At 36.9% G+C, this 23,323-nt stretch carries 29 protein-coding genes, 3 tRNA genes and 1 other RNA gene; 23 read left to right on the plus strand and 10 right to left on the minus strand.

Annotation, left to right across the window (positions count from 1 at the left end):
- Window position 1 precedes the first annotated feature (1 nt).
- From trpC to E7Z79_RS00270, 13 genes are all read left to right on the plus strand, one after another.
- Window positions 2-778, plus strand: a complete 777-nt coding sequence (gene trpC, locus E7Z79_RS00210) for an indole-3-glycerol phosphate synthase TrpC (protein ID WP_303738006.1) — start codon at window positions 2-4, stop codon at window positions 776-778.
- Window positions 771-1,370 (plus strand): phosphoribosylanthranilate isomerase, encoded by a 600-nt coding sequence (locus tag E7Z79_RS00215; protein WP_303738007.1) that lies wholly within the window; start codon window positions 771-773, stop codon window positions 1,368-1,370. Before trpC ends, E7Z79_RS00215 begins: the two co-directional genes overlap by 8 nt.
- Window positions 1,367-2,551: a tryptophan synthase subunit beta gene (gene trpB / locus E7Z79_RS00220; RefSeq protein ID WP_303738008.1), complete on the plus strand. Its 1,185-nt coding sequence runs from the start codon at window positions 1,367-1,369 to the stop codon at window positions 2,549-2,551. Before E7Z79_RS00215 ends, trpB begins: the two co-directional genes overlap by 4 nt.
- Window positions 2,544-3,317, plus strand: a complete 774-nt coding sequence (gene trpA / locus E7Z79_RS00225; protein WP_303738009.1) for a tryptophan synthase subunit alpha — start codon at window positions 2,544-2,546, stop codon at window positions 3,315-3,317. Before trpB ends, trpA begins: the two co-directional genes overlap by 8 nt.
- A 114-nt stretch (window positions 3,318-3,431) precedes the next feature.
- On the plus strand, window positions 3,432-4,166 hold the full coding sequence (pcn, locus tag E7Z79_RS00230) for a proliferating cell nuclear antigen (pcna) (RefSeq protein WP_292602280.1): 735 nt from the start codon (window positions 3,432-3,434) through the stop codon (window positions 4,164-4,166).
- 56 nt (window positions 4,167-4,222) lie between these two features.
- A complete protein-coding gene (locus E7Z79_RS00235) occupies window positions 4,223-5,047 on the plus strand; it encodes a hypothetical protein (protein ID WP_303738010.1) in 825 nt (274 codons plus the stop codon).
- A 218-nt stretch (window positions 5,048-5,265) separates the two neighbouring features.
- Entirely contained in the window at window positions 5,266-5,544 is a 279-nt protein-coding gene (locus tag E7Z79_RS00240; RefSeq protein WP_292844858.1) for a 50S ribosomal protein L44e, read from the plus strand.
- A gap of 10 nt (window positions 5,545-5,554) precedes the next feature.
- Window positions 5,555-5,734, plus strand: a complete 180-nt coding sequence (locus tag E7Z79_RS00245; protein WP_067044971.1) for a 30S ribosomal protein S27e — start codon at window positions 5,555-5,557, stop codon at window positions 5,732-5,734.
- Between the two features lie 64 nt (window positions 5,735-5,798).
- Entirely contained in the window at window positions 5,799-6,596 is a 798-nt protein-coding gene (locus tag E7Z79_RS00250) for a translation initiation factor IF-2 subunit alpha (protein WP_303738011.1), read from the plus strand.
- A gap of 6 nt (window positions 6,597-6,602) precedes the next feature.
- Entirely contained in the window at window positions 6,603-6,773 is a 171-nt protein-coding gene (locus E7Z79_RS00255; protein WP_303738012.1) for an RNA-protein complex protein Nop10, read from the plus strand.
- Window positions 6,774-6,777: 4 nt separating this feature from the next.
- Window positions 6,778-7,551 (plus strand): proteasome assembly chaperone family protein, encoded by a 774-nt coding sequence (locus E7Z79_RS00260; RefSeq protein WP_303738013.1) that lies wholly within the window; start codon window positions 6,778-6,780, stop codon window positions 7,549-7,551.
- A gap of 27 nt (window positions 7,552-7,578) precedes the next feature.
- A complete protein-coding gene (locus E7Z79_RS00265; protein WP_303738014.1) occupies window positions 7,579-8,124 on the plus strand; it encodes a DUF2112 family protein in 546 nt (181 codons plus the stop codon).
- A gap of 9 nt (window positions 8,125-8,133) precedes the next feature.
- Window positions 8,134-9,312: a TIGR00375 family protein gene (locus E7Z79_RS00270; protein WP_303738015.1), complete on the plus strand. Its 1,179-nt coding sequence runs from the start codon at window positions 8,134-8,136 to the stop codon at window positions 9,310-9,312.
- A gap of 3 nt (window positions 9,313-9,315) precedes the next feature.
- Here E7Z79_RS00270 and E7Z79_RS00275 read toward each other — a convergent pair.
- The 3 genes from E7Z79_RS00275 to E7Z79_RS00285 all read right to left on the minus strand — a co-directional run bounded on the left by E7Z79_RS00275 (window position 9,316) and on the right by E7Z79_RS00285 (window position 10,127).
- A tRNA-Arg gene (locus tag E7Z79_RS00275) sits at window positions 9,316-9,389 on the minus strand.
- Window positions 9,390-9,444: 55 nt separating this feature from the next.
- Window positions 9,445-9,518, minus strand: a tRNA-Arg gene (locus tag E7Z79_RS00280).
- Window positions 9,519-9,608: 90 nt separating this feature from the next.
- Window positions 9,609-10,127, minus strand: a complete 519-nt coding sequence (locus E7Z79_RS00285) for an endoglucanase (RefSeq protein WP_303738016.1) — start codon at window positions 10,125-10,127, stop codon at window positions 9,609-9,611.
- 156 nt (window positions 10,128-10,283) lie between these two features.
- Between E7Z79_RS00285 and frhA the strand changes: the two genes are divergently transcribed.
- The 4 genes from frhA to frhB are packed head-to-tail and all read left to right on the plus strand — an operon-like array spanning window position 10,284 to window position 13,798.
- Window positions 10,284-11,498, plus strand: coding sequence for a coenzyme F420 hydrogenase subunit alpha (frhA, locus tag E7Z79_RS00290; protein WP_303738017.1), 1,215 nt, complete (start codon window positions 10,284-10,286; stop codon window positions 11,496-11,498).
- Window positions 11,499-11,517: 19 nt separating this feature from the next.
- On the plus strand, window positions 11,518-12,087 hold the full coding sequence (locus E7Z79_RS00295; protein ID WP_303738018.1) for a hydrogenase maturation protease: 570 nt from the start codon (window positions 11,518-11,520) through the stop codon (window positions 12,085-12,087).
- Window positions 12,087-12,935, plus strand: coding sequence for a coenzyme F420 hydrogenase subunit gamma (gene frhG, locus E7Z79_RS00300; RefSeq protein WP_303738019.1), 849 nt, complete (start codon window positions 12,087-12,089; stop codon window positions 12,933-12,935). Before E7Z79_RS00295 ends, frhG begins: the two co-directional genes overlap by 1 nt.
- Before the next feature lie 11 nt (window positions 12,936-12,946).
- The gene (frhB, locus tag E7Z79_RS00305) at window positions 12,947-13,798 is read left to right on the plus strand and encodes a coenzyme F420 hydrogenase subunit beta (protein ID WP_292751989.1); all 852 of its coding nucleotides are present in this window, start codon (window positions 12,947-12,949) and stop codon (window positions 13,796-13,798) included.
- A gap of 166 nt (window positions 13,799-13,964) precedes the next feature.
- Here the strand turns inward: frhB and map are convergent, their stop codons facing one another.
- Window positions 13,965-14,882 carry a type II methionyl aminopeptidase gene (map, locus tag E7Z79_RS00310; RefSeq protein ID WP_292751986.1) on the minus strand — a complete coding sequence of 306 codons (918 nt, stop codon included), beginning with the start codon at window positions 14,880-14,882 and terminating at the stop codon, window positions 13,965-13,967.
- 98 nt (window positions 14,883-14,980) lie between these two features.
- Between map and E7Z79_RS00315 the strand changes: the two genes are divergently transcribed.
- From E7Z79_RS00315 to rnpB, 4 genes are all read left to right on the plus strand, one after another.
- Window positions 14,981-15,385 carry a hypothetical protein gene (locus tag E7Z79_RS00315; RefSeq protein ID WP_292751983.1) on the plus strand — a complete coding sequence of 135 codons (405 nt, stop codon included), beginning with the start codon at window positions 14,981-14,983 and terminating at the stop codon, window positions 15,383-15,385.
- Window positions 15,386-15,393: 8 nt separating this feature from the next.
- Window positions 15,394-15,912 carry a hypothetical protein gene (locus E7Z79_RS00320; protein ID WP_292751979.1) on the plus strand — a complete coding sequence of 173 codons (519 nt, stop codon included), beginning with the start codon at window positions 15,394-15,396 and terminating at the stop codon, window positions 15,910-15,912.
- A gap of 85 nt (window positions 15,913-15,997) precedes the next feature.
- Window positions 15,998-16,072 (plus strand) — tRNA-Met (locus E7Z79_RS00325).
- A 20-nt stretch (window positions 16,073-16,092) separates the two neighbouring features.
- An RNA gene (gene rnpB / locus E7Z79_RS00330) (RNase P RNA component) lies at window positions 16,093-16,373 on the plus strand.
- A 100-nt stretch (window positions 16,374-16,473) separates the two neighbouring features.
- On the opposite strand, the gene E7Z79_RS00335 is transcribed toward rnpB, so the two are convergent.
- The gene (locus E7Z79_RS00335; RefSeq protein ID WP_292751974.1) at window positions 16,474-16,662 is read right to left on the minus strand and encodes a 2TM domain-containing protein; all 189 of its coding nucleotides are present in this window, start codon (window positions 16,660-16,662) and stop codon (window positions 16,474-16,476) included.
- Window positions 16,663-17,043: 381 nt separating this feature from the next.
- Here E7Z79_RS00335 and E7Z79_RS00340 point away from each other — a divergent pair, with 381 nt between their 5' ends.
- A complete protein-coding gene (locus tag E7Z79_RS00340; RefSeq protein WP_292751971.1) occupies window positions 17,044-17,685 on the plus strand; it encodes a site-2 protease family protein in 642 nt (213 codons plus the stop codon).
- Between the two features lie 252 nt (window positions 17,686-17,937).
- Here E7Z79_RS00340 and E7Z79_RS00345 read toward each other — a convergent pair whose 3' ends face one another.
- From E7Z79_RS00345 to E7Z79_RS00360, 4 genes are read right to left on the minus strand one after another with little or no spacing between them, the layout of a single operon-like run.
- Window positions 17,938-19,482, minus strand: coding sequence for a hypothetical protein (locus E7Z79_RS00345; protein WP_292751968.1), 1,545 nt, complete (start codon window positions 19,480-19,482; stop codon window positions 17,938-17,940).
- Between the two features lie 46 nt (window positions 19,483-19,528).
- Window positions 19,529-21,367, minus strand: a complete 1,839-nt coding sequence (locus E7Z79_RS00350; RefSeq protein WP_292751965.1) for a YhgE/Pip domain-containing protein — start codon at window positions 21,365-21,367, stop codon at window positions 19,529-19,531.
- 41 nt (window positions 21,368-21,408) lie between these two features.
- Window positions 21,409-21,681, minus strand: a complete 273-nt coding sequence (locus tag E7Z79_RS00355; RefSeq protein WP_292751962.1) for a hypothetical protein — start codon at window positions 21,679-21,681, stop codon at window positions 21,409-21,411.
- Window positions 21,682-21,683: 2 nt separating this feature from the next.
- On the minus strand, window positions 21,684-21,971 hold the full coding sequence (locus E7Z79_RS00360) for a hypothetical protein (protein ID WP_292751959.1): 288 nt from the start codon (window positions 21,969-21,971) through the stop codon (window positions 21,684-21,686).
- A gap of 131 nt (window positions 21,972-22,102) precedes the next feature.
- On the opposite strand from E7Z79_RS00360, the gene E7Z79_RS00365 reads away from it, so the two are divergent.
- Entirely contained in the window at window positions 22,103-22,429 is a 327-nt protein-coding gene (locus E7Z79_RS00365) for a hypothetical protein (protein ID WP_292751956.1), read from the plus strand.
- A gap of 21 nt (window positions 22,430-22,450) precedes the next feature.
- Here E7Z79_RS00365 and E7Z79_RS00370 read toward each other — a convergent pair whose 3' ends face one another.
- The gene (locus E7Z79_RS00370) at window positions 22,451-23,287 is read right to left on the minus strand and encodes a DUF1002 domain-containing protein (protein ID WP_292751953.1); all 837 of its coding nucleotides are present in this window, start codon (window positions 23,285-23,287) and stop codon (window positions 22,451-22,453) included.
- Window positions 23,288-23,323 lie beyond the last annotated feature (36 nt).

Genomic DNA, 23,323 nt, shown 5'->3' on the forward strand with positions numbered 1-23,323 from the left:
AATGTTGGATGAAATCGTTGAAAAAACAAAAGAAAGAGTTGAGATGGCTAAAAGCATATTGCCATTGGAAGATATTAAAAAACAGGTTTCCCTATTGGAAATTTCAGATGAATTTCCTTTTAAAAAGGCATTAAGCGGGGATGATATTTCCATAATCGCCGAAATCAAAAAGGCTTCTCCATCAAAGGGCCTGATTGCAGAGGACTTTGACTATCTGGCTATTGCAAAGGAATACGAGGCTGCAGGAGCCAGTGCAATTTCCGTATTGACAGAACCATATTTTTTCCAGGGGTCTGATGAATATCTCGAGGAAATTGCAAAAGAGGTCAGCATACCTGTTTTGAGAAAGGATTTTGTCGTTGATGAGTATATGATTTGGGAAGCCAAGATGTTGGGAGCTTCCGCCGTTTTATTGATAGTTTCCATTCTGGATGTTGTTCAGCTGAAGAAATATCTGGATTTGGCACATGACCTGGGCCTTTCAGCAATTGTTGAGACTCATGACGGTGATGAAATCTTTAGGGCCATGACTGTCGGTGCTGAAATTATCGGCGTCAACAACAGAAACCTGCAGGATTTTACAGTAGACATTGAAAATAGTATCAGTCTACGTAGATGTGTCAGTGGAGATGTTATATTTATTTCAGAAAGCGGCATTAAAACACATGAAGATATCATCAGATTGAAAGAAAATGATGTCGATGCTGTTTTAATAGGCGAAACTTTAATGAAAAGTGATGATAAAAAGGCCATGATTTCGGAGCTGAAAAATGGTTAAAATTAAAATCTGTGGAATCAAAAGATTGGAAGATATTGAAATGGTAAACAGATATAAGCCCGATTATATCGGATTTGTATTTGCAGATTCAAAAAGAAAGGTTTCACATGATTTGGCTAAAGAATTGAAGGACAATCTCGATTCGGATATAATTTCAGTTGGTGTTTTTGTAGATTCTCCCCAGGAGGAAATATTGGAACTGTTCGAAGATGAGATAATTGAAGTCGCCCAGCTTCACGGAAGCGAAAGCGAACAATATATATTAGACTTAAAGAAGAAAACTAATGGTGAATTAAAAATCATTAATGCAATTGAAATGACACAGGAAGTCGATTTGTTGGAATACAATGATTCTAATTCTGATTACTTATTGCTTGACAGTGGCAAAGGCAGCGGAAAAACATTTGATTGGGGTCTGATTAGAAAAGACATAAAAAAAGAATTTTTCCTGGCTGGAGGATTGAATAGTGAAAATGTAACTCATGCTGTTGAGGAATTCAATCCCTATGCGGTTGATTTAAGTTCAAGCCTTGAAACTGATGATGTTAAAGATGAAAATAAGATTAAAGAGATAATGGAGGTTATAAATTGAGTAGAGGAAGGTATGGCGAATATGGCGGCCAATACATATCTGAAACCTTGATGAATGAACTGCTTTACTTGGAAGAGCAGTACAATCATTACATTAATGATCCGGATTTTGTTGAAGAGCTCAATACATTGTTAAAGGAATATGCCGGAAGACCCTCTTTGTTATATTATGCTAAAAGAATGACCGAGGACCTTGGCGGAGCTAAAATCTATTTGAAACGTGAAGATTTGAATCACACCGGCGCTCACAAGATCAACAATGTCCTGGGTCAGGTATTGCTTGCTAAAAAGATGGGAAAAACCAGAGTGATTGCCGAAACAGGTGCAGGTCAACACGGTGTGGCAACAGCAACAGCGGCTGCATTGCTTGACATGGAATGTGAAGTCTTCATGGGAGAAGTTGATACAAAAAGGCAAGCTTTAAATGTTTATAGGATGGAATTGCTGGGAGCAAAAGTCCATTCAGTCAAATCAGGAACTCAAACCCTTAAGGATGCAGTAAACGATGCATTCAGAGATTGGATTGCAAGAGTTCATGATACAAATTATGTAATCGGTTCCACAATGGGACCACATCCGTTCCCGATGATTGTTCGTGATTTCCAGGCAGTCATCAGTGCTGAAGCCAAAGAGCAATTCATGGAAAAGGAAGGAAGGCTTCCTGATGCCGTGATTGCATGTGTCGGTGGTGGAAGCAATGCAATGGGAGCGTTCTATAATTTCATTGAAGATGAAGATGTTAAATTAATAGGTTGTGAAGCCGGTGGAAAAGGAATAGACACACCATATAATGCGGCTGCACTTACAAACGGTAAAATTGGAATATTCCACGGAATGAAATCAATATTCAATCAGGGAGATTACGGTCAGATTGCACCTGTATATTCAGTCTCAGCAGGTCTTGATTATCCTGGCGTAGGTCCGGAACATGCATATTTGAGGGATACCGGCAGAGCGGAATATGTTCCCGTCACTGATGAGGAGGCAGTAGAGGCATTCGAATACTTATCAAAAATGGAAGGGATAATTCCCGCTATTGAAAGTGCGCATGCAGTTGCATACGCCATGAAGATAGCTCCTGAAATGGATAAGGACGAGACAATTATGATATGTCTTTCAGGAAGAGGAGATAAGGATGTCAGATCAATTGCAGAATACAGAGGAGTTGATTTAAATGAGTAAAATACCTGATGCATTTAAAAACGGCACAGCCTTCATCGGATTTTTAACAGCAGGGGACCCGACAATAGATAAAACAGTCGAATACATTCTTGCAATGGAAGAGGCCGGATGTGATTTGGTGGAAATAGGCATTCCATTTTCAGATCCTATGGCAGAAGGTGTTGTAATTCAGGATGCAAATGTTAGGGCTTTAAAGCATAATACAACTACCGATGATGTTTTCGATATCGTCAGACGCGTTCGCGAAAAAACTGATATTCCTTTGGTCTTTTTGACTTATATTAATCCTGTTTTCTTTTACGGTTATGAAAAGTTCTTTAAGAGATGTGCAGAATTGGGCATTGATGGAATAATCTCTCCTGACTTGCCATATGAGGAAAAGGGTGAAATAAAAGACATTGCCCTTTCAAATGGTGTTGATGTCATTTCATTGATTGCTCCTACATCAAAACAGAGAATACAGAAGATAGCATCTGATGCAACCGGTTTCATTTATGTTGTTTCATCTTTGGGAGTTACTGGAATGCGTTCAGAAATCAAAACTGATTTGAATGCAATTTTATCCGACATTCGTGAAGTTACTGATTTGCCTTTGGCTGTCGGTTTTGGAATCAATACTCCTGAACAAGCTAGTGAAATCGGTAAAATTGCTGATGGGGTCATTGTCGGCAGTGCAATTGTAAAAATCATTGAAGAATATGGCGAGAATGCAGCAGAACCTCTAAAGGAATATGTTTCAAGCATGAAAAAAGCATCAAATGAATAATTTTCAGTGACTGTTAAAGAGATAACATTTTGACAGTCCCAATTTTCCCTGATTAGATAAACTTATAATATATAAAAAACAAATATAATTACATTATTTATAAGAGGATTATTTATGTTTAAAGCAGAATTAAGTGATTCTAGTATATTAAAAACCAGTTTTGACGCTATTTCATCAATCGTTGATGAAGTACAGATTCAAACTGACAGTGAGGGCATGAGATTAGATGCCTTAGACCGTAGTCACATAACTTTCGTACATTTAGAACTTAAAGCAAGTTTGTTCGATGAATACATTTGTGATGTGCCTGAAAAGATTAACATTGACACTGATGAATTCATGAGAGTGCTCAAACGTGCAAAATCTCAAGACAGAGTCTTGATGTCTGTGGATGAAGGTAATTTCATCATTACTTTTGAAGGGGACGCAACAAGAACATTCAAAATCAGATTGATTGATATTGAATATGATAACCCAACTCCACCTCAAATTTCACATCCAACAACATTCAAAGTACGTTTCTCAATCTTAAAAGATTCAATCAACGATATTGATATATTTTCAGATAAAATCGCATTGCAGGTTGATGAAGACTACTTTATTGCATCAGCCGACGGTGAATTTGGTGATGCTAGCATCAAATATCTTCACGGAGAAAATATTCAAGAACATGCAAAATCTTTATTCTCTTTAGATAAGATTAGAGAAATGCTCAAAGCAGATAAATTTTCAGAGGAAGCGGAAATCAGTTTAGGTACCGACATGCCATTGAGTCTGACTCTCAATATGGTAACCGGTGACGGTAAACTCAGTTTCTTACTTGCTCCTAGATTAGAACAAGATGATTAATTTCATCAGTTCATCTTTTTTTTATTTTTAAAAGTCAATTTTAGAGATGGTCTTAAGTGGATAAATTTTATCAAGAGTTACGTCAAATTCAGAAAAAAGAACGGAATAATGGTACATTGGCTCGTGTAGAGGAGGATTTCTACAGTCAACTTCAGGAGTATATGGATGTGCTAAAGCAGGAAGCGATGAGCGATCCGTTTTCCAAAGCTGTATCCTTGCTTAAGCAATCCCAGATCATTGCAACAGAAATTTGTGAAAGGCGTGAAAAGAAAATTTCAGAAGCTGCCGTTATAAATATCCACAGGTCATATCATTTATTCACAGGCAAACCTCAGTTCGATTTGGTGGACACAACTCCGCTGAACTTAACTCCGGAAGAGGAGCAATTCTACTATTCCCTAATCGATACCCTGAAAAACCATAGGGGAAACATCTCTCTTGAAAAGTTGTCTGACGATGATGAAACGCCTAAAAAACCGATCATCAAACCTAAGGAGACTCAAAAAACCACTTTAACTCCCCAGGTAGATGTCGAAAAAACAGAGCCAAAACCGGTCATTAAGGAAAAGCCGGAACCTAAATCATCTCCGATTGTTAAAAAACCGGATGTGAAACCTCAAGTCAAGCCGAAACCTGTTGAGGATATTGAAGACAATCCCAATGCTTTTGACGCTCAGGATGAATTTTATGATTTCGAATCAAAAAAGGTAGCTAAGGACACAGAATTGGTTACAATGCTTGTTTTTGATGAAGTCGGAGCTATCGTTGGTGTTGATGAGAAAACCTATGGGCCTTTCAGACCACAGGATATAGTGACCCTGCCGATGGTCAATGCAAAAATATTTTTCAAAAATCGAAAAGGCCGTCAGGTCAAAATTTAACTAATTTTCCATTACATTTAAATAACTTAAAATATAGATATACTAATCGTATCTATTTGTGATAATAAAAAATTATATTTTATATAATTTGGATTTCTGCTGTATGTAGACTTGATGCGTTACAATGCAGTTTTGATCTCTAACGTTTTTTGATATAAATTGAATTTAGATAAATTCATAGATAGATTTACAATGATTTATTAATTTACGGTGAAATAATGAAAATACCAAAAGAAAAAAGAACATACTGTCCTCATTGCAGAAGACACACTGTACATGAAGTGCACACTGCAAAAAGGAGAAAAGCTAGTGAGTTAACCTGGGGACAAAGACAATTCAGACGTGTGACTGCTGGTTATAGAGGTTACCCAAGGCCTTTACCTGCTGGAAATAAACCAGTTAAAAAATTAGACTTAAGACTTAAATGTAAAGAATGTGGTAAATCTCACATCAAACAATCTTTCAGAACAGGTAAACCTGAATTCGTAGCTAAATAAGGTGGTTAACATGGTTAGTAAAGGTAGAGGAAACTTTTTAAAAGTTAAATGTTTAGATTGTGACAATGAACAAGTAATATTCGACCGTGCTGCATCTGACGTTAAATGTATCATTTGCGGTAAAACTCTTGTCAAATCTCGCGGTGCTAAAGCTAAAATCACCGCACACATTGAAAAAGTTTTAAACTAGATTTCTAGTTTTTAACTTATTTTTTTACTATTTTTTATAATTTTTATTTGATGTTGGTGAGAATATGGTAAGAAAAAGTCAAGAATGGCCTGATGAAGGAGAACTTATTGTAGGTACCGTTTATAAAGTTCTTAATTATGGGGCTTTTGCTAAATTAGAAGAATATCAGGGCAAAGAAGCTTTTATTCATATTTCTGAAGTATCTTCTGGTTGGGTTAAAAACATCAGAGACCACGTAAGGGAAAATCAAAAAATCGTTTGCCGTGTTTTGAGGGTTAACCCTAAAAAAGGACATGTCGATGCTTCCTTAAAAAGAATCCGTGAAGATCAAAGAACTAAAAAAATCCAACATTGGAAAATTGAACAAAAAGCTGAAAAATTCTTGGAATTGTCTGCTAAATCATTGGATAAGACTCTTGATGAGGCCTATGATGAAGTGGGTTATGAGTTGATGGACATCTTTGGTGATGTCTATGGCGCTTTTGAAACCGCTTCTGATGAAGGTGCAGAATCATTAACCGAGGAAGGCATCCCTCAAGATTGGGCTGATGCCATTACTGAAGTGGCTAAAAAGAATATCACTCCTCCTGAAGTTCACATCAATGGTTATGTAGATATCGAAACTTTTGTGCCTGATGGTGTAGACATCATTATTTCAGCCCTCAAGGCTGCTGAAGATAATGGGGACGAAGAGGAAGAAATCAGAGTCCAATGTGTTGGTGCACCAAGATACAGGATTACTGTAAAATCTACAGATTACATTTTAGCAGAAAAAACTCTCAAAGCTGCTGCTGAAAGATGCATTGCAGTCGTTGAAGAATCAGGCGGTAACGGTTCATTCTTAAGGGAGTTAGAAAATTAGATTTATATGAATATGAAAATGAATAAATGTCCGGAATGCGGAATTTATACTTTAAAAGATGCTTGCCCTAATTGTGGAGGACCGCTTAAAGTAATTTATCCTCCTAAATTTTCTGTTGAGGATAAATATGGTAAATATAGGCGTATATTAAAAAAAGAGGCAATGAATAAGGAGTAATACTATGAACACTATAGAACTTACTGTTTTAGAAGAAGTGGAATTGAACAATCCTATTTTTATAGAAGCTTTACCTGGTCTAGGACATGTAGGTAAATTGGCTGCAGATCATATGATTGATGAATTAGGAGCTACCAAGTTTGCTGAAATTTACTCTCCAACCTTCCCTCCTCAAGTTCTTGTAAAGGAAGAGGGCATTATCGAGAACATGTTCAACGAGCTTTACTACTTGAAGGATGTCGGTGAGGACAATCTGGATTTGATCATTCTAGTCGGAAATACTCAAGCCCTGTCTCCTGAAGGACAATACCTTGTTTGCAAGGAGATTCTGGATTTTGTTTGTGAATTTGATATTGACAGAATTTTCACATTGGGAGGAATGGTTACATCTCCTCAGCCTGTAGAAAATCCTAAAGTGTTTGGAGCTGCAACTTGCGAAGCTAATGTTGAACTGTTAAGGGAAGCTGAAGTTGAAATAAGGTCTAACGATGGTGGAATCGTTGGGGCTTCTGGACTGTTCCTGGGCTTAGGTGTCCGTAGAGGAATCGAAGGATCTTGCCTCATGGGTGAAACTCCAGGTTATTTCATAGATGCTGAAGCGGCTGAAGCTTTACTGTTAAAGTTATCCCATTTGCTTAATTTTGAAATCAACACTGAAAAACTTGATGAAAGAGCTGAAGAAACCAGACAGATGATTGCTAAAGCTCAACAGATGGAACAGGATTTAATCAATAAGGCAAATGCTGGAAACGCAGACGACTTAAGATATATTGGATAGACATCCAATATTTATTTACTTTTTTTTATGAATGTCATTGTCATTCCCGATACTTCGATGATTGTCATTCCATTGATTGAAAAGAATGGACACACTTACTTATCCCCTAGCAATTTCTCCCGCTATGACAATATGGACATTTGCGAAGGCAACCTGACCTTTGATAACTTGATTACGAAATATTCCTCAAGTGAACTTCCGTCAGGCGTTAAATCAAGATTATTTTTGTTTTCTAAAGTGATTGACCAGGCAGATGCCGCAATCATCATTGGAAAGCGTCCCAGAAAATATAAAAAAATTTACAGTCCATTGAATGATTTGATACTTTTCGGCGGAAATGCCTGCAACAATGCGCACAGCCTATTTGTCAAGATTGTCAATGATTTGGATATTCCGACCTTGAGGCTTGCCTTTCCAACAACTCAGGAAGAGATTATTGACCTGATTGATAAGACAAACTCCTTTTTGCAGAATTTAAGTGCAGATGATGAAATCGGTGTTGATTTAGTGCCCAAAAAAGAAAAATATTCCGTTTCTGAGGTTAAAAAAATATTAAATAATAATAATTTCTAACTATTAATCATGTTAGTAAATGCCGATTTTCACATTCACAGCTGTTTTTCAATGGCATCCTCAAAGGATATGCTGATTAGGAATATGGCTCCCAAATCAAAATTAAAAGGTTTGCAGCTTTTGGGAACCGGTGATGGACTCCATCCGAAGTGGCTGGATATCATTGAGGAAAGCACCACTTATTCAGGAGACGGAATCTACACAAACGATGATATGGATTTCATTTTGACAACGGAAGTTGAAGGAAAAAACAGAATTCATCACCTGATTATCATTCCCGATTTGGACATTGCCCGTGAAATGTCAGAGAAATTGCCATCAAAAAACAAGGATGTTGATGGAAGGCCTAAAACAAAACTTGGAGGAGCAGAGTTATTGGATTTTGCTCATGAATATGACTGCTTGATTGGTCCGGCGCATGCATTCACTCCATGGACGGGAATGTATAAGTCTCATGACAGCATATATGACTGTTACCAAAAGGCTCCTGATTTTGTTGAATTGGGCCTGTCAGCAGACACTTCAATGGCCGACAGGATTTCAGAACTCAAGGATTTTGTGTTTTTGACAAACTCAGATGCCCACTCCCCATGGCCACACAGGTTAGGTCGTGAATTCAATCGGATAGAATTGGAAGACATTTCCTATTCTTCAATCAAAAAGGCTTTTAGGAAAAGGGATGTCAAGGCAAATTACGGTCTCGTGCCCAATTTGGGAAAATATCACATGACTGCATGCACCAAGTGCCATAAATTGGTTGATCCTATTGCCGCTCAAGAAAATCGGATGAAATGTTCATGCGGAGGCACAATCAAAAAGGGTGTTGACTTCAGAATATCGGAAATTGCGGATTTCGACAAGCCGGTCCATCCTGATTTAAGACCGAAATATGTTCATCTGATGCCTTTGGCTGAGATAATCTCTTCTGTTCATGATAAGGGTGTTACCACAAAGTTCGTGCAGGGAATCTGGCAGAAATTGATTGACAGTTTCGGCACAGAAATCAATGTTTTGATTGACGCGCCGTTGGATGAAATCAAAAGAATCGATGGAAATGTTTCATTGGCCATTGAATCTTTTAGAAATGATTCTATTGATGTTGTTCCTGGCGGCGGTGGCAAGTATGGTCAGATATTGTTTAAAAAAGAAGAAAAGATGCCTAAAGTTGTCACTTTAGACAGTTTTTAAAAACGGACTTGGAGGGATTTGAACCCTCGATCTTAAGATTAGGAGTCTTACGCCCTTCCAGACTAGGCTACAAGCCCAAAATATTATTAAGTCACTAAAATTAACTTTTACAAAAAAAAGAAATTATAAGGACGGACCCGCCGGGATTTGAACCCGGGGTCTTCGGATTAGAAGTCCGACGCCCTATCCAGCTAGGCTACGGGCCCTTACATATAGCAATAATAATTTTATTTTTCTTGTTATATATACTTAACTATTTTTTTAAAAATAAAAAAAGAAAGGATTAAAAATAAATTTTATCCTCTTCCAGTACTTCCGCTAGCGTCATCAACGCTGATGGTGTCTACAAGATTTCCATCTTGGTCATAGATATTGAAATACCATACTCCATCGGAATAGTAACCGTCACCAACGTAGCATCCATCTTCTAATACAGAGTCAGCTGCAATAGCTTGTGCATCTGAATAGGACATTTGTGTGCTTGTGCTTCCGCTATCATCACTATTTGAGTCTCCACTGTCGCTGCTTGAAGGTGCTGGACTGCTTGATGAACTTGAGGAAGAACTACCTGAATCACTACTTGATGAACCAGATCCACTTCCGGAACTACTGGAACTTCCAGCAGTGGTTGCTACGGAAGAAGAATGATTTCCTAAAGTGGTATTATTTCCAATTCCATTTCCAGCGTCATTTGCTCCCATACTAGATAAATTAGAGAATATTGGGTTTTCAGTATTGGTTATGCCGTATGCAGTAACTGCTGCTGCGATACATAATACAATAATTATTGAAATGATTATATTTGCTTTATCCAATTTTTTCCCTCCTATCAATCGTATTTAATCATAATAAGTAAAATTAGTTTCTCATCTTTTATATATATTTCGATTTATAATTTTTGAAATGCTTATTAATAATGACAGACATATATACTTAATGTTAGTTTCTAATTTATAATTGAGGTGACATATTTGAAAGATAGAGTAGTTATATCCCCTACAACTCGTCAAGAGGGCCATGCCGAACTTGTCATGGAAGTAGACGACGAAGGGATTGTTACAAAAGGTATGTATTTAAGTATAACTCCTGTAAGGGGTTTAGAAAAGATGGTTCTTAACAAAGCACCTGAAACCGCTCCTGTTTTATGTCAAAGGATTTGTGGAGTATGTCCTATTCCACACACTTTAGCATCCGCAGAAGCTATGGATATGGCTTTAGGTATCGAAATTCCTAAAGCAGCTAAATTGTTAAGAAAAGCTGTTGCAGCAGCACACGGAATTAACAGTGCAGCAATTCACCACTTCTTAGTTGCACCTGACGTTGTCCCAGCGGACAAATTCGCAGATGCAGTTAACAGCGTAAGTGAAGTAAGAAAACATGTTCAATATGTTGTAGACATGATTGCTGGTGAAGGTATCCACCCATCCGATATTAGGGTTGGAGGAATGGCTAGAAACATTACACCATTCACCAAAGAAAGATTAATCGAAAGAATGACAGCATTAAAACCAATACTTGACGCACACGTTGAATTTATTGCAAACTGTGTTCAAGAAGCTGGTTTACCTGCAGATTTAGGTGTTGTTAACCAACCGTTAATGGCAATGGATGCAACTTACGGTACCAATGACTTTGATATGGACAAATTCTCAGAAGTATTACCTGAAGCATGGTATGATGACCCAGAAATCGGTAAAAAAGCATGTTCAGTAATTCCATTATGGGAAGGTGTAAATGTTGAAACCGGTCCAAGAGCAAGAATGGAAAAATTCTCAGGCTTCAAAGACAAAGGTGTAGTTGCTCAACATCTCGCTCGTGCTCAAGAAATGTTGAAAAATTACGACGCTTGTATGGAAGCATTAGATGCAATTGATACTGCAGCACCTGCAAACGTATCTTACGATAAGAGAGGAACTGGTGAACTTGGATTTGGTGTTATTGAAGGTCCTAGAGGAACTGACGTACACATGGCTCAAGTTAAAGAAGGAAAAACCCAATTCTACTCTGCAATTGTACCAACTACTTGGAACATTCCAACAATGGGTCCTGCAACCGAAGGATTCCACCATGAGTTAGGTCCACATGTAATCAGAGCTTACGATCCATGTTTATCCTGTGCTACTCATGTAATGGTAGTTGACGATGAAGACAAATCCATTCTCAAAAATGAAATGGTGAGAATCTAAGTAGTGGAGGAAATTTTAAATGCCTTATGATTCGGAGATTATTGTCATAGGATGCGGGAATGTATTATTTAAGGATGACGGATTCGGTCCTGTTATCATAAACATATTGCAAAAATACTGCAACGATAAGAATGATTACTATGACCCGGCTGTCACAGCTTATGTTGAAGATGAATTCGACAAAGATGTTCTGGCTGAAATCCAGGAAAAATTTGAAGGAATAACATTACCTGAAAGTATCCAGTTCATTGACGGTGGTACTGCAGCTCCAACAAACTTTTTCCCATTGTACGAGGAATACGATTGGAAAAAACTGATTGTTATTGATGTTGTTGAATTTGATGCAGAACCTGGAACCGTTGATGTATTCGATCCGAATATAATGAAAATAGGAAAATATGACAATCCTCACGGAATGACTGTTGAAGAACCGCTTCAGAAAATATCTGAAAAATGTGAAGTGGTTGTAGTGGGTTGCAAACCTGCTTTAATTCCAACTCCGGATGTGGATTTGGGTTTAACAGAACCCGTAATCAAGGCTGTTCCTAAAACTATTGATATTATTTTAAAAGAAATTGGGGTAAAATAATGTTTGATAAATTGAAAAAAGCTTTTGGCGGTTCCAAAGAAGAAAAAATCGAACCAAAAGTAGAGGAAAAAGTTGAAGCTGCTCCTGAAAAACCTGTTGAAGCTGCTCCTGCAGAAGAAACAAAAGCTGCAGCTAAACCACGTATCGGTTACATTCACTTAAGTGGTTGTACTGGAGATGCAATGTCTTTAACCGAAAACTACGACATTTTATCTACTGTATTAACCGATATGATTGATATTGTTTACGGACAAACTTTAGTAGACAAATGGGTTCACGGTACTTACGCTGAAGAAATGCCTGAAATGGACTTATGTTTAATTGAAGGATCCGTATGTTTACAAGATGAACACAGTGTACAAGAATTATTAATGGCAAGAGAAAAATCTGGCTTAATCTGTGCATTCGGTTCCTGTGCTATGACCGGTTGTTTCACAACCTTCGCACGCGGAGGCCAACAAGCACAACCTAAACACGAATCTTTTGCACCAATCAGTTCTTTAGTTAAAGTTGACTGCGCACTTCCTGGTTGTCCTGTAGCTCCTGAAATGATTGCAAAAACAGTTGTTGCATTATGTAACGGAGACATGGAATACTTACAACCTGCTATTGATAAAGCTGCTTGTAACGCTGGATGTGGCTGTGACGTATTAACCAACGTAATCCGTAACGGATTATGTACTGGATGTGGAACTTGTGCTCTAGCTTGTCCTACAAGAGCTATGGGCTTTTCTGAAGGTAGACCTAGCTGTGATAGAGACAGATGTATTAAATGTGGATCTTGTTATGCAATGTGTCCAAGAGCATGGTTACCTATAAAAAGAATTAAAGAGGAAACTGGATTATAGGAGGAATGAACATGCCATTAGGAACTTATAAAGAAGCATTATCTGCAAGAGCTACTGATAGCAAAATTACTGATGTATCACAAGACGGAGGAATCGTTTCAGCATTACTCTGTTACGCAATTGATGAAGGAATCATTGAAGGTGCAGTTGTAGCTGGAACTCCTGATGAAGATTGGAGACCTATTCCTACTGTAGTAACTTCCGCTGATGAAGTTATCGCAGCAGCAGGTACCAAATACTCAATGTCCCCAACCTTATCCGCTGTAAAAGAAGCTACCCGTCAATATGGTTTAGAAAAAGTCGGTGTTGTAGCAACTCCATGTCAAACCCAAGGTTTAAGAAAAGCACAAGCTTATCCATTTGCAAGATTTGTTGCTGATAAAATCAAATTAATCATAGGTATCTACTGTATGGAAAACTTCCCTATGGCTTCCCTTGATACTTTCGCAACCGCAAAATTAGGATTTGACTCATTACAAGATGCTACCAAAATGGACATCGGTAAAGGTAAATTCTGGTTAACCAAAGACGGCGAAGACTCTGGTTTAGCTATTAAAGAAACCCACGGATACGAACAAGCTGGATGTAACATCTGTATGGATTACGTATGTGAATGGGCTGACGTATCAACCGGTTCTGTAGGATCTCCTGACGGATGGTCCACTGTTTTAACCAGAACCGATGACGGTGAATCAATCTTTAAAGCTGCTGTTGACGCTGGTTTAATTGAAACAAAACCAATGGACGATGTAAAACCTGGTCTTCCTTTACTTGAAAAATTAGCTAAAGGTAAAAAGGACAAAAACGGCAAAGAACGTGAAAGAAGAGCAAAAATGGGATTACCACTTCCTGTGGAATACTAATTCCACTTCTTTCTTTTTTTTATTTTTTTTAATTGACTTTTATTGGTCGCATTTTTTTTAAAACTAATCTAATACTATTTTTTCATATGAAATTGTTGTAAAAAAAGTGATTTCATTATATATTGTAAATATAATGTTAATGAAGAGAGCGCTCTCTTCATCTTATTTAAATGGTTGTAACGGTACAGCCGTCCTTTTCAATAATTAATGTGTGTTCTTTTTGGCTTACAAAGCAATCCTGTTTTTCACGCAGTGGAGCATATGCATAGACTGCCATCGCATCTGACAATTGCTTTAATGCAATGTTTCCTTTTCTCTCACCGAATTCACTGGTAATCCATCTTCCTGAAAATGGAACAAACCGGTGGTTGTTTTGAATATATTTCAGGACTCTTTGTGTGCTTTTCATTCTGAACGGTCTGTTTTTCATGTATGAGAATATGTAATGTCCCGGAGCATCGTTTACAATCCCCTCTCCGTTTGTTGCAAAGGGTTCGATTGCTACCGCCTGACCTTCATCCAGGATGTAGTGATCATGATTATCGTAGTTTGGGATTGAAATTCCCGCATGCAGGTTATTCTGTTCCAGGCTATGGCCGGTTAAATTGAATATTGGGTTTAATTTGTACTCGGAAATTGCTTCATGAACCGCTTCACCGATTTTTGAGACTTCAATTCCAGCCCTTGCGGTTGCGATTGCCGCTTCAAGGCCGGCTTCGGATGCTTCAACTATCTCCTCATGAAGATTGATCTCGTCTTGGGTATAGTTTTCATCAATGTTTCCATCAGCGATAACAGTGATGGCGGTATCTGCAATATATCCATCAACCATTGCTCCCAAGTCTAGTTTCACCATGTCTCCCGCTTTAATTACGGTTTTGTCATTTGCAGGAGAGGTATAATGTGCAGCCACTTCATTCAATGATACGTTGCAAGGAAATGCAATTTGGGCACCTGATTTTAATATTTCGCTTTCCACATATTCAACTAGGTCAATGACCAATGTTCCTTCTTTTATCATTTTTGAAGCTTCGTCACGTATTTTGGAAGCTATTTTTCCTGATTGTATATAAGATTCCATCATAAGTTTTTACCTTCTGTGTTAATCAATTAAATATTTAATTGATAAAGTTTATATATTAATTTATTAGTATACATTATATATTAATTGGAGGTTAAAAAATGGATATTCCTACAATACCTGACCAAATGTTTTTATTACTTGTATTGGTTATCATAGCTATTGTATTAATTATCATTGTTTTCCAATGGAGAAGTATCGCTCAATCCAAAAATTCAATTGCAATTCTTGAAAAAGAGATTGAGCTTAAGAAAATGTCCATGGTTGAAAAAGACATAGAATCCAAAAGATTAATGGATAATCCTATTCCATTACCGCAGGATCAGCAAGATCGTCTTTCTGAAATAAGACAATCTACCACCGAAGCAAGAAGTCGTGTTGGGTTCCTTCATTCTGAAATCAATGAAAGATTAGCAAGATTGGAAGCTGAAACCGAACAGAGAAAACTTGAAAAAATGCTTACAGAAATTGAAGAAAAAGAGAAGAAACTTAAAGGAATGAAATAGGTGAGAATATGGATGCTATGGAAGTAGTTGCAGTCATTATCCTAATTATTGCAATTGCAGTTTTAGTTTATTATTATTTATTGAATAGTCCTGCCACCATGGATAAATTACGTTCTTATATTCCACAAAGTGCTGATGCGCACATGGATGAAGTTTTAAGTAATTCTTCAGATTATGCTGATTTATCTAAAGATGAACCTTCCGCAGAGAAAGGCAATTCCATGGGTAAAAGAATCAAAGTTAAATTAAGTGACATTGACATGTCCGCTTTGAACACAGATGCTTTTTCTAACAAAATCGATGCATTTTTGGATGCTAAAAGTGAAGAATTGATTAAGGACTGGTCTTTAGCCACTACTGAAGATTTAGAAGATCTTCAATCTAAATTTTCAGAGACAACTGCTAACGTGGATAATTTGGAGAAAGATTTTAATGAATTCAAGAAATCTTCCGAAGAATTCCAAAAATCCACTGAAGAAAAGTTAAACGACTTGGATAAAAGAATCGAATCATTAGAAAATAACTGATGTTATTTTCTTTGATTTCTTCCAATTTAACGAAAACTTTATATATTATATGAATCATATTTAGTAGTGTTACTGATTTTCATATAGCAGGGTGGGGTAGTCTGGTGAACCCGCAGGGCTCATAACCCTGAGATCCCTAGTTCAAATCTAGGCCCTGCTAATTTTAATTAATATTTTTTGGCAAGTTAAAGACAGCTGCTGGTATTTTAACTAAGGAAACTCCGCACATCAAACAAAACTATGGCGTTGAAAGACGTATACTGAGAAGTATGACTCTGGAGCAGAAACGACACGACTTTTAATGGTAGACGATGATATTTAATTGAGGACATTAAAAGAAGCGGTGAAACGGCCATTCCATAGGATGCAAGAGCAAAGGTGCCGATAATCATTTGTTGTAGGCAAGGTAGTTCGCTAAGATGAATGCTGTACAAACAGAATGTGGGTTACTCTTAACATGCCAAAATATTAATTACACATTGCTTATTTTCATAGTTAAACTTTCATAATTTAAAAAGAAGGTAAAATCACTCATATTTTACTATTCAGTTAGTATCAAGGTTAATCATCGATAAAAACGACTTTTATATACTTGGCTATTAATATAATTGCAACTATTACCATTGGAAAATAGAACCACCAGTGGTTTGGTGTGAATATAAGATTTATTAAAAATAATACTACAGTAACGAGGATAAATCTTAATATATGTTCTTTAAAATTGATTTTTTTATCTGACTTGTCGGCCATTTCATCACCTGAGATTTTTATAATCTTACTATATTATTAATATTATTTAAGCATACCCTGATTGTTTATATAATGGGTTATCTATTTAAAATGAAATGTCAGAAATGAAAGTAGTTTTTGCCTATATTTCATAGGTAACCCACACGATTTTATATGGGTTACTCTTAACATGCCAAAATATTAATTATTTTTTTTTAAAATTTTTCAAGATAAATGGAAAGATTCATGGAATTATTATAACTGTCATCGTTTCATTACGGATTTTTTAAGTGATTATCTACTAGAATTGAATGGTAGGTAAACGATGTTTATTAATTTTTTGCAAATAGGGGCATTGAATGTAAGAAAAAGTTTTATATTTAAAAATGTATATCTAATATTATGTTTCAGTTAACAAAAAGGGAATTCATTGAATCAATAATTGCATTTATTGTACTTTCTATTTGTTTTGCTATATCGAATGTCAAATTTGATGTTCAGGGATTCATTTCAATTTTGCCTATTGTCCTGATCGGTGCCGGAATCGGATCTGTATCTCATGAGTTTGGGCACAAATTCATGGCCATGAGATATGGTTACAAGGCTGAATTTAGATTATGGCCTATAGGGTTGCTGATTGCATTTGTCACATCATTTTTTGGAATTGTAATCGCATTGCCCGGTGAAGCCCGCATCTATGCTGAAGATATGTCTGATGAGATAGTTGGGAGAATTGCAGTTGCGGGGCCAATGCTCAATATTGCATTTGGATTAATTTTCATTGTAATTGCCGTTTTGATATATCCTCTTACACCATATTCCGATATTCTTTATTACATATTTCTGATTGATGCTATAGGATTCTCTGTTAATAGCTTTTTGGCTGCATTTAACATGCTTCCTTTTTATACACTGGATGGGATTAAAGTTTTTAAGTGGAACATTAAAATTTGGTTTGTCATATTCGCAATTTCAGCAATGTTGATGTTGGTGTCTATAATGATTGGGCCTGAAAATCTGGTTAAAATGTTTTTAAAAATATAATCTATTTTTTTGCATGCAACATTCTTTCTTGCAAACACTAATTTGACATAATTAATTGATTTTTGTTGGCCCATATAGATTTCACAAATTAAACTTTTTGCTTTGGTTTTGTAATTTAATTTAATGGCAACAACGATTATTTAAATCAAATAGAAAATCTGAATGATATAATTTAAATAAGTGTACAATCAATAATTCGATTGGAAAAAATAGACGTGTTTAAAAAAATAATTAAAGTAAATGTTTAAACATTTACTCTACAACTTTAAATTTTTTCTTAGCAATAACCTTTCCGGAAAATGCTTTATATGTCGCTTTAATGGTTACTTTTTTGCTGACTTTAAGAGTGTCAAGCACGGATTTTTTAATGATTACTTTAGCAACGCCTTTCTTATTGGTTTTTGCCTTGTAGTATTTGCCTCTGAACTTGAATATAACTTTTTTACCTTTAACAGCTTTCTTAGCTTTTTTCAAAGTAGCTTTCAGCACAAGCTTTTTGGCGGATTTTTTTATGGTGGCCTTTTTCAATGTTAACTTATAGTAAAGGAATTTGCATTTTGAAGCGGTTCCACCGTATACATCCCTTCCTTTCTTTGCTTTATTCTCATCAAAGGTACATTTCACCGCTTTGGCGCCATGCTTTTTATCGGTATCATTATATTTGAATCCGTATATTGCTCCGCCATTTTTGGCAACATTTCTTTTGAATGTTGAGGATTCGATTAAACAGGTGTAGTAATTAATGTCACTAACCCATTTGCCATCATTATAGTGGCCAGTAAGTGAATGGCATCTGAAGTAAACAGCACCGCCCCTTTTTTTCACTGTGTTGTAGCTGAATTTGGAATTTTTTATGACAATGTTTTTATTTGCAAATACAGCACCACCACTTTCATTAGCTTTATTTGATTTGAATGTGCAGGAATTGATGTCAATATGGGAAAATGCATAGACTGCTCCTCCTCCACGACCCTTAGCTTGGTTTTCGGTGAATACACAGTTGGATATTGTGTCTTTACCAGGTTCAAGAACTGCTTGCATTAAAGTAAACATAATGTTTTGATCCTCTGTGGCATTGCGACCTTCAAAATACTGGTAATAGAATCCTGCACCTTTTTTCAATGTTAGTGAAAAGACTGCACCTGCATCTCCACCAGCAGTATTCTTGTAAAATTTAGAATTTTTTAAGGTTAATGCGCCTAAAGAATTAATAGCTCCACCTGCAGTGCCCGCCTTATTGCTTGTGAAGGTACAGTGGTCAACTGCCAATTCTCCAAAGTTTAATATTGCACCGCCGTAAATCTTGGCGTTGCCGTTTTTGAAATTGATGTTCTTCAATGTGACCTTATTAAACTTTAATCCATTGCCGTAATTGATATTAAAAATTCTAGATTGACCCATTCCGTCGATGCTATGTCCGTTTCCGTTGATGGTTATATCCTTATTGATGAAAACTCCGGTAGTGAGTTTAAAGCCGCTGTTGTACTTATAATCGTTGTATAAGTTAATTGTGCTTCCCGCATCTGCATTAGAGACTTTCAATTGCAGTGCTGTGAAGGTACCGTCGTCTTTATTCTCTGTGCTGCTTTCCTCTAAGGGATGGTCTTCAGCATTGCTGGACACTTCCATATCGTCGATGTCACTTTCGACAGCAAAATCATTGTTGTCAATGGATATGGCTGTATCATTCGCATCGCTAGTTAATGTCACATCATCAACGTCACCGGCTACAACGCCTGAAACACTAAAAAGAATACCAGCAACCAATAAAATTATCAGTAAACTCTTTTTTCTCATTGTTTTCTCCCTTTCAAAAAATTATTAGAAGTTATTGAAATAACTCCTAAAATAATCCACTTTCTTCTAAACGTTCTTCAAAGTATTTTGAAGCCTTGTCCGCTTTTTCTTTAACAAATATTGAACAGATAATGGCCACGAGCCCAATTGCTATAAGAATGGCCAATGCAAAGAAGTAATTCGACCAGACCACTCCAAGCTGCGCCTCACGCAATAGGTTAATTGCATATGTCATTGGCATGTATGGATGTATGAATTGGAAGAATTTGCCCATGATTTCGATAGGATAAATTCCGCCTGTTGCAGATATCTGGAATACTAAAAGAAGCACTATGGCTGCTTTTCCAACAGTTCCGATAGCCGTTATGACAGAATATATCAATAACATGAACACTACCGATACCAGTATCGCTGAGAAGTAGAACAACGGATAATTATCTACATGGATTCCAAGGATGTATGACCCAATCAGGGTTACACAAGCCTGCAGGATACTCATTATCACATAGATTGTTTGTTTGCCCACATACATTTCGAATGGGGAATACTTGGTTCCCACACTTGATTTAGGTTCTATCATTACACATGTAATTAATGCTCCAACCCACATTGACAATGCAATATAAAATGGTGCTACGCTAGATCCATAATCAGGCACTGAGAACACTTCAGTTGTTTCCAGTTTGACCGGTGAGAAGAAATAGTCTCCGAGAAGTGTCTCATTGATTCCTGTAATGCTTGAAAGTGCATCTGCAGATGAGAAAAGGCCTGCTGATGCTGAGAATAATGCTTGTGCAGCAGCATTTGAAAGCATTTCCGCTCCTGCTGCAAGAGTCACTGAACCTTCGGCCAATTCAGCTGAACCTCCCGCTAATTCTCCGGATTTTTCAGCTAAAAATACACTACCGTTAGTGATTTGTTTTGAACCCTCTGCCAATTGGACTGAACCTTTTGCCAGTTCGCTAGAACCTTCTGCAATTTGCCCACTTCCGTCTGCAACTTGAGAAACTCCATCAGCATATTCTTTAACAGGGCCTTCAGGTATTAAGGATGGATCAACACTGGATTCAACTTCCTCAGCACCTTTTTGAAGTTCATCTGATTTTTCTTGAAGGAAATTGTTATTTGATTCAATAAGCTTTTCACCTTCATCTATTTTTCCAGACTTTTCTTGTAGTAATTCTGATCCTGCCTGTATTTGCTCGGATCCCTCTTGAACTTGTGAGGCTCCATCTTCAACTTGGGCCGCACCTGAAGAAACTTCTCCTGCACCCTCTTGAAGCAGAGCTCCTCCTTCAGACAACTGTTGAGCTCCGGAAGCAAGACCTTCCTGCAATTCTCCAAGCTTGCCGTATGCCGCAAGATTTATAAATTCAACAATCTTTGCATTTAGATTGGAATAAACAGTATTGGCTGCGGTATTGGTTAGTTTGGCAGCCACTGGGTTGGCTTTAACGTTTACGACGTATTCCAATTTTGCCTGTTCAGGGTTATCTGTGGTAATCGAAACGATGTTCTCACTCAGGTTTTTGGGCACCACTATGCCTGCATAATAGTCTCCCTTATGAACCCCGTCCCGCAGCTCATCCTCCGTGACAAATGTCCATTTGAATTTGGTATTGTTCTTCAAGTCCTTAACAAGCTCATTTCCAACATTTATTTTAGTTCCTTCAAAGGATGTGCCGTTATCAAGGTTTGCAATTGCAAATTCCACTTCATCAGTGTTTCCGTAAGGGTCCCAACATGCATATATGTTTATAAGTGCATAAAGGGAAGGCAGAATAATTATTCCAATCAGCACTATTGTTACGATAGGATTTGAAAATGCTGATTTGATATCGTTTCTCATTATCTCTAGAATATTGCCTATGTCCTTTCTACCCATTTTACACCTCGTCTTGTTTATTCATGATGTTGCAGGATTGTTTATAAGAATCCCATTGCCTCAAGCATGGACTGCAAACCTAAAATGACAATGGCCAATCCGCCGATTATTTCGATGTAATCTGCATATTTGATTGCTATTTTTGTTCCGTAGGTTCCCAGAAGCAGCCAGATGATTACGGCAATGATACTTAATACACTTAGGATTATAGGGTTTACATGCGCTACAGCACCCTGTGAAGCTAAAATGAGGTTTTCGATGTTTCCAAAAATTAGCAGTCCAGTAAATGGAGCATAATCTTTTAAATTTACCATTATTATTCACCTCTTTTTGCTTTTCTAATGTTTATTACAGCATCTTTAATTGAAATAAGACCTAAAATGAATATTGCAAGGCCACCAATGAATGTGATGTAATTGGCATATTGTATTGCAACATCTGTTGCTACAAATCCGATTACTAGCCAGACAATAACTGCAAAGATACTTAACATCCCTAAAACCTTAGGATTCACACCTTGAACCACTCCTTGAGAGGATAGTATAAGGTTCTCTATATTTCCAAAAATTATTAATCCCACAAAAGGTAAATATTCTTCTAACATTAAATTCACCAATAATATTTATCATTATGTATATATAAAAGAGTTTCTATTGAATTAACAAAAAATAAATATGATTTACATATAATTGATAAATAATTAGTTTAAGGCACATTGAATTAAAAGGTGTAAATATGAAAGAAAAAATTACATATGAAGATTTAAAAGAACATGAACATCTTTTTTTGCTAGCCCCAGCATTTATATTGAATGGAATGGCAAAAAGGAATTCAAATCTTGTAATTAAGTTCAAATCAGCAATCGAATCTCATTTGAACGCTTTAAATGACGAGGAAAGATCTAAATTGCATGCCATATTGAACAGTGATGTTGACGAGTTGCAGAGGCTGTTGAGGCAGGCTTATATTCAGACAAAAATAAAGCAATATGAGATACTGTCCAATCCTAAAAATAGGGAGTTCATCGAGATGAATCTCAGAGAATTGAGAAAACTGATTTAAAAAATGAAATTAATGGATTATTCAGTTGAATAACCCATCTAATAATCCTTTTGCATCACTGGCATTGGTATCGTTCAAGACATCTGAAACTTCGTTTTGATAGTTGTTGATGTCGCCCTGCACGTTTTGAATTTGTTCAATGCTTGTTGCAAGGTTTTCGATGTCGCTGTCTGTAATGTTTATGTTGTTTATGACTGTGTAGTTGTTGATGATGTTCACGATGGTTGTGTGGTCTGTAACATTATTCTCTTGAACTTCCTCTTTCACGTCATCAACCATTTTGGACAGATCATCTGCATTTACATCTGAGTTCTTAACTATTTCAGCTTGAGTGTAGATTTCATTGTTTGCGGCTTCTTTTACAGGTTCCGGAATTTCAACCTCTGTCACCACTTCGTATGAGTTCATGATTCCTGCAAGGGCGGATTCACCGGTCGCTTCAACAGGGCTTGTCACGTAAACGTGTCCGGCTGTGATTCCCGCTGATTTAAGTGCGGAAAGGTACATGTCTCCTGTGATTGTTGTAATTTTGGATTTGTCAACACTCACTTCCAGATTGTCATTTTCGTTCAAATCCACGAGTGCGGATGAAAATACCTGATCTGAGGAGTAGGTCTTGCCTGTTATTGAACTTGAAATCTTGTTCACGTCTGAAGCTGTGATAATTTTTGAGTCCACGTTTTTCAAATCGATGCCTGCATTGTTTACAAAAAATCCGTCTACAGTATTTTTATAATTTGCGTTGTTGTAGGTTGTCTCACCATAGGTTATTACCACTTGGGTGTCACTTGTTGAAAATCCCACTGGAATGAGCATTCCAACAATGATTATCGCTAGTAAAATCATTATCTTGCGCATTAGTATCACCTCTTAAAATATTGGTAAATTTTGTTT

This window comes from Methanobrevibacter thaueri (assembly GCF_015062905.1).
In the GTDB taxonomy this organism is placed as follows: Archaea; Methanobacteriota; Methanobacteria; order Methanobacteriales; family Methanobacteriaceae; genus Methanocatella; species Methanocatella thaueri_A.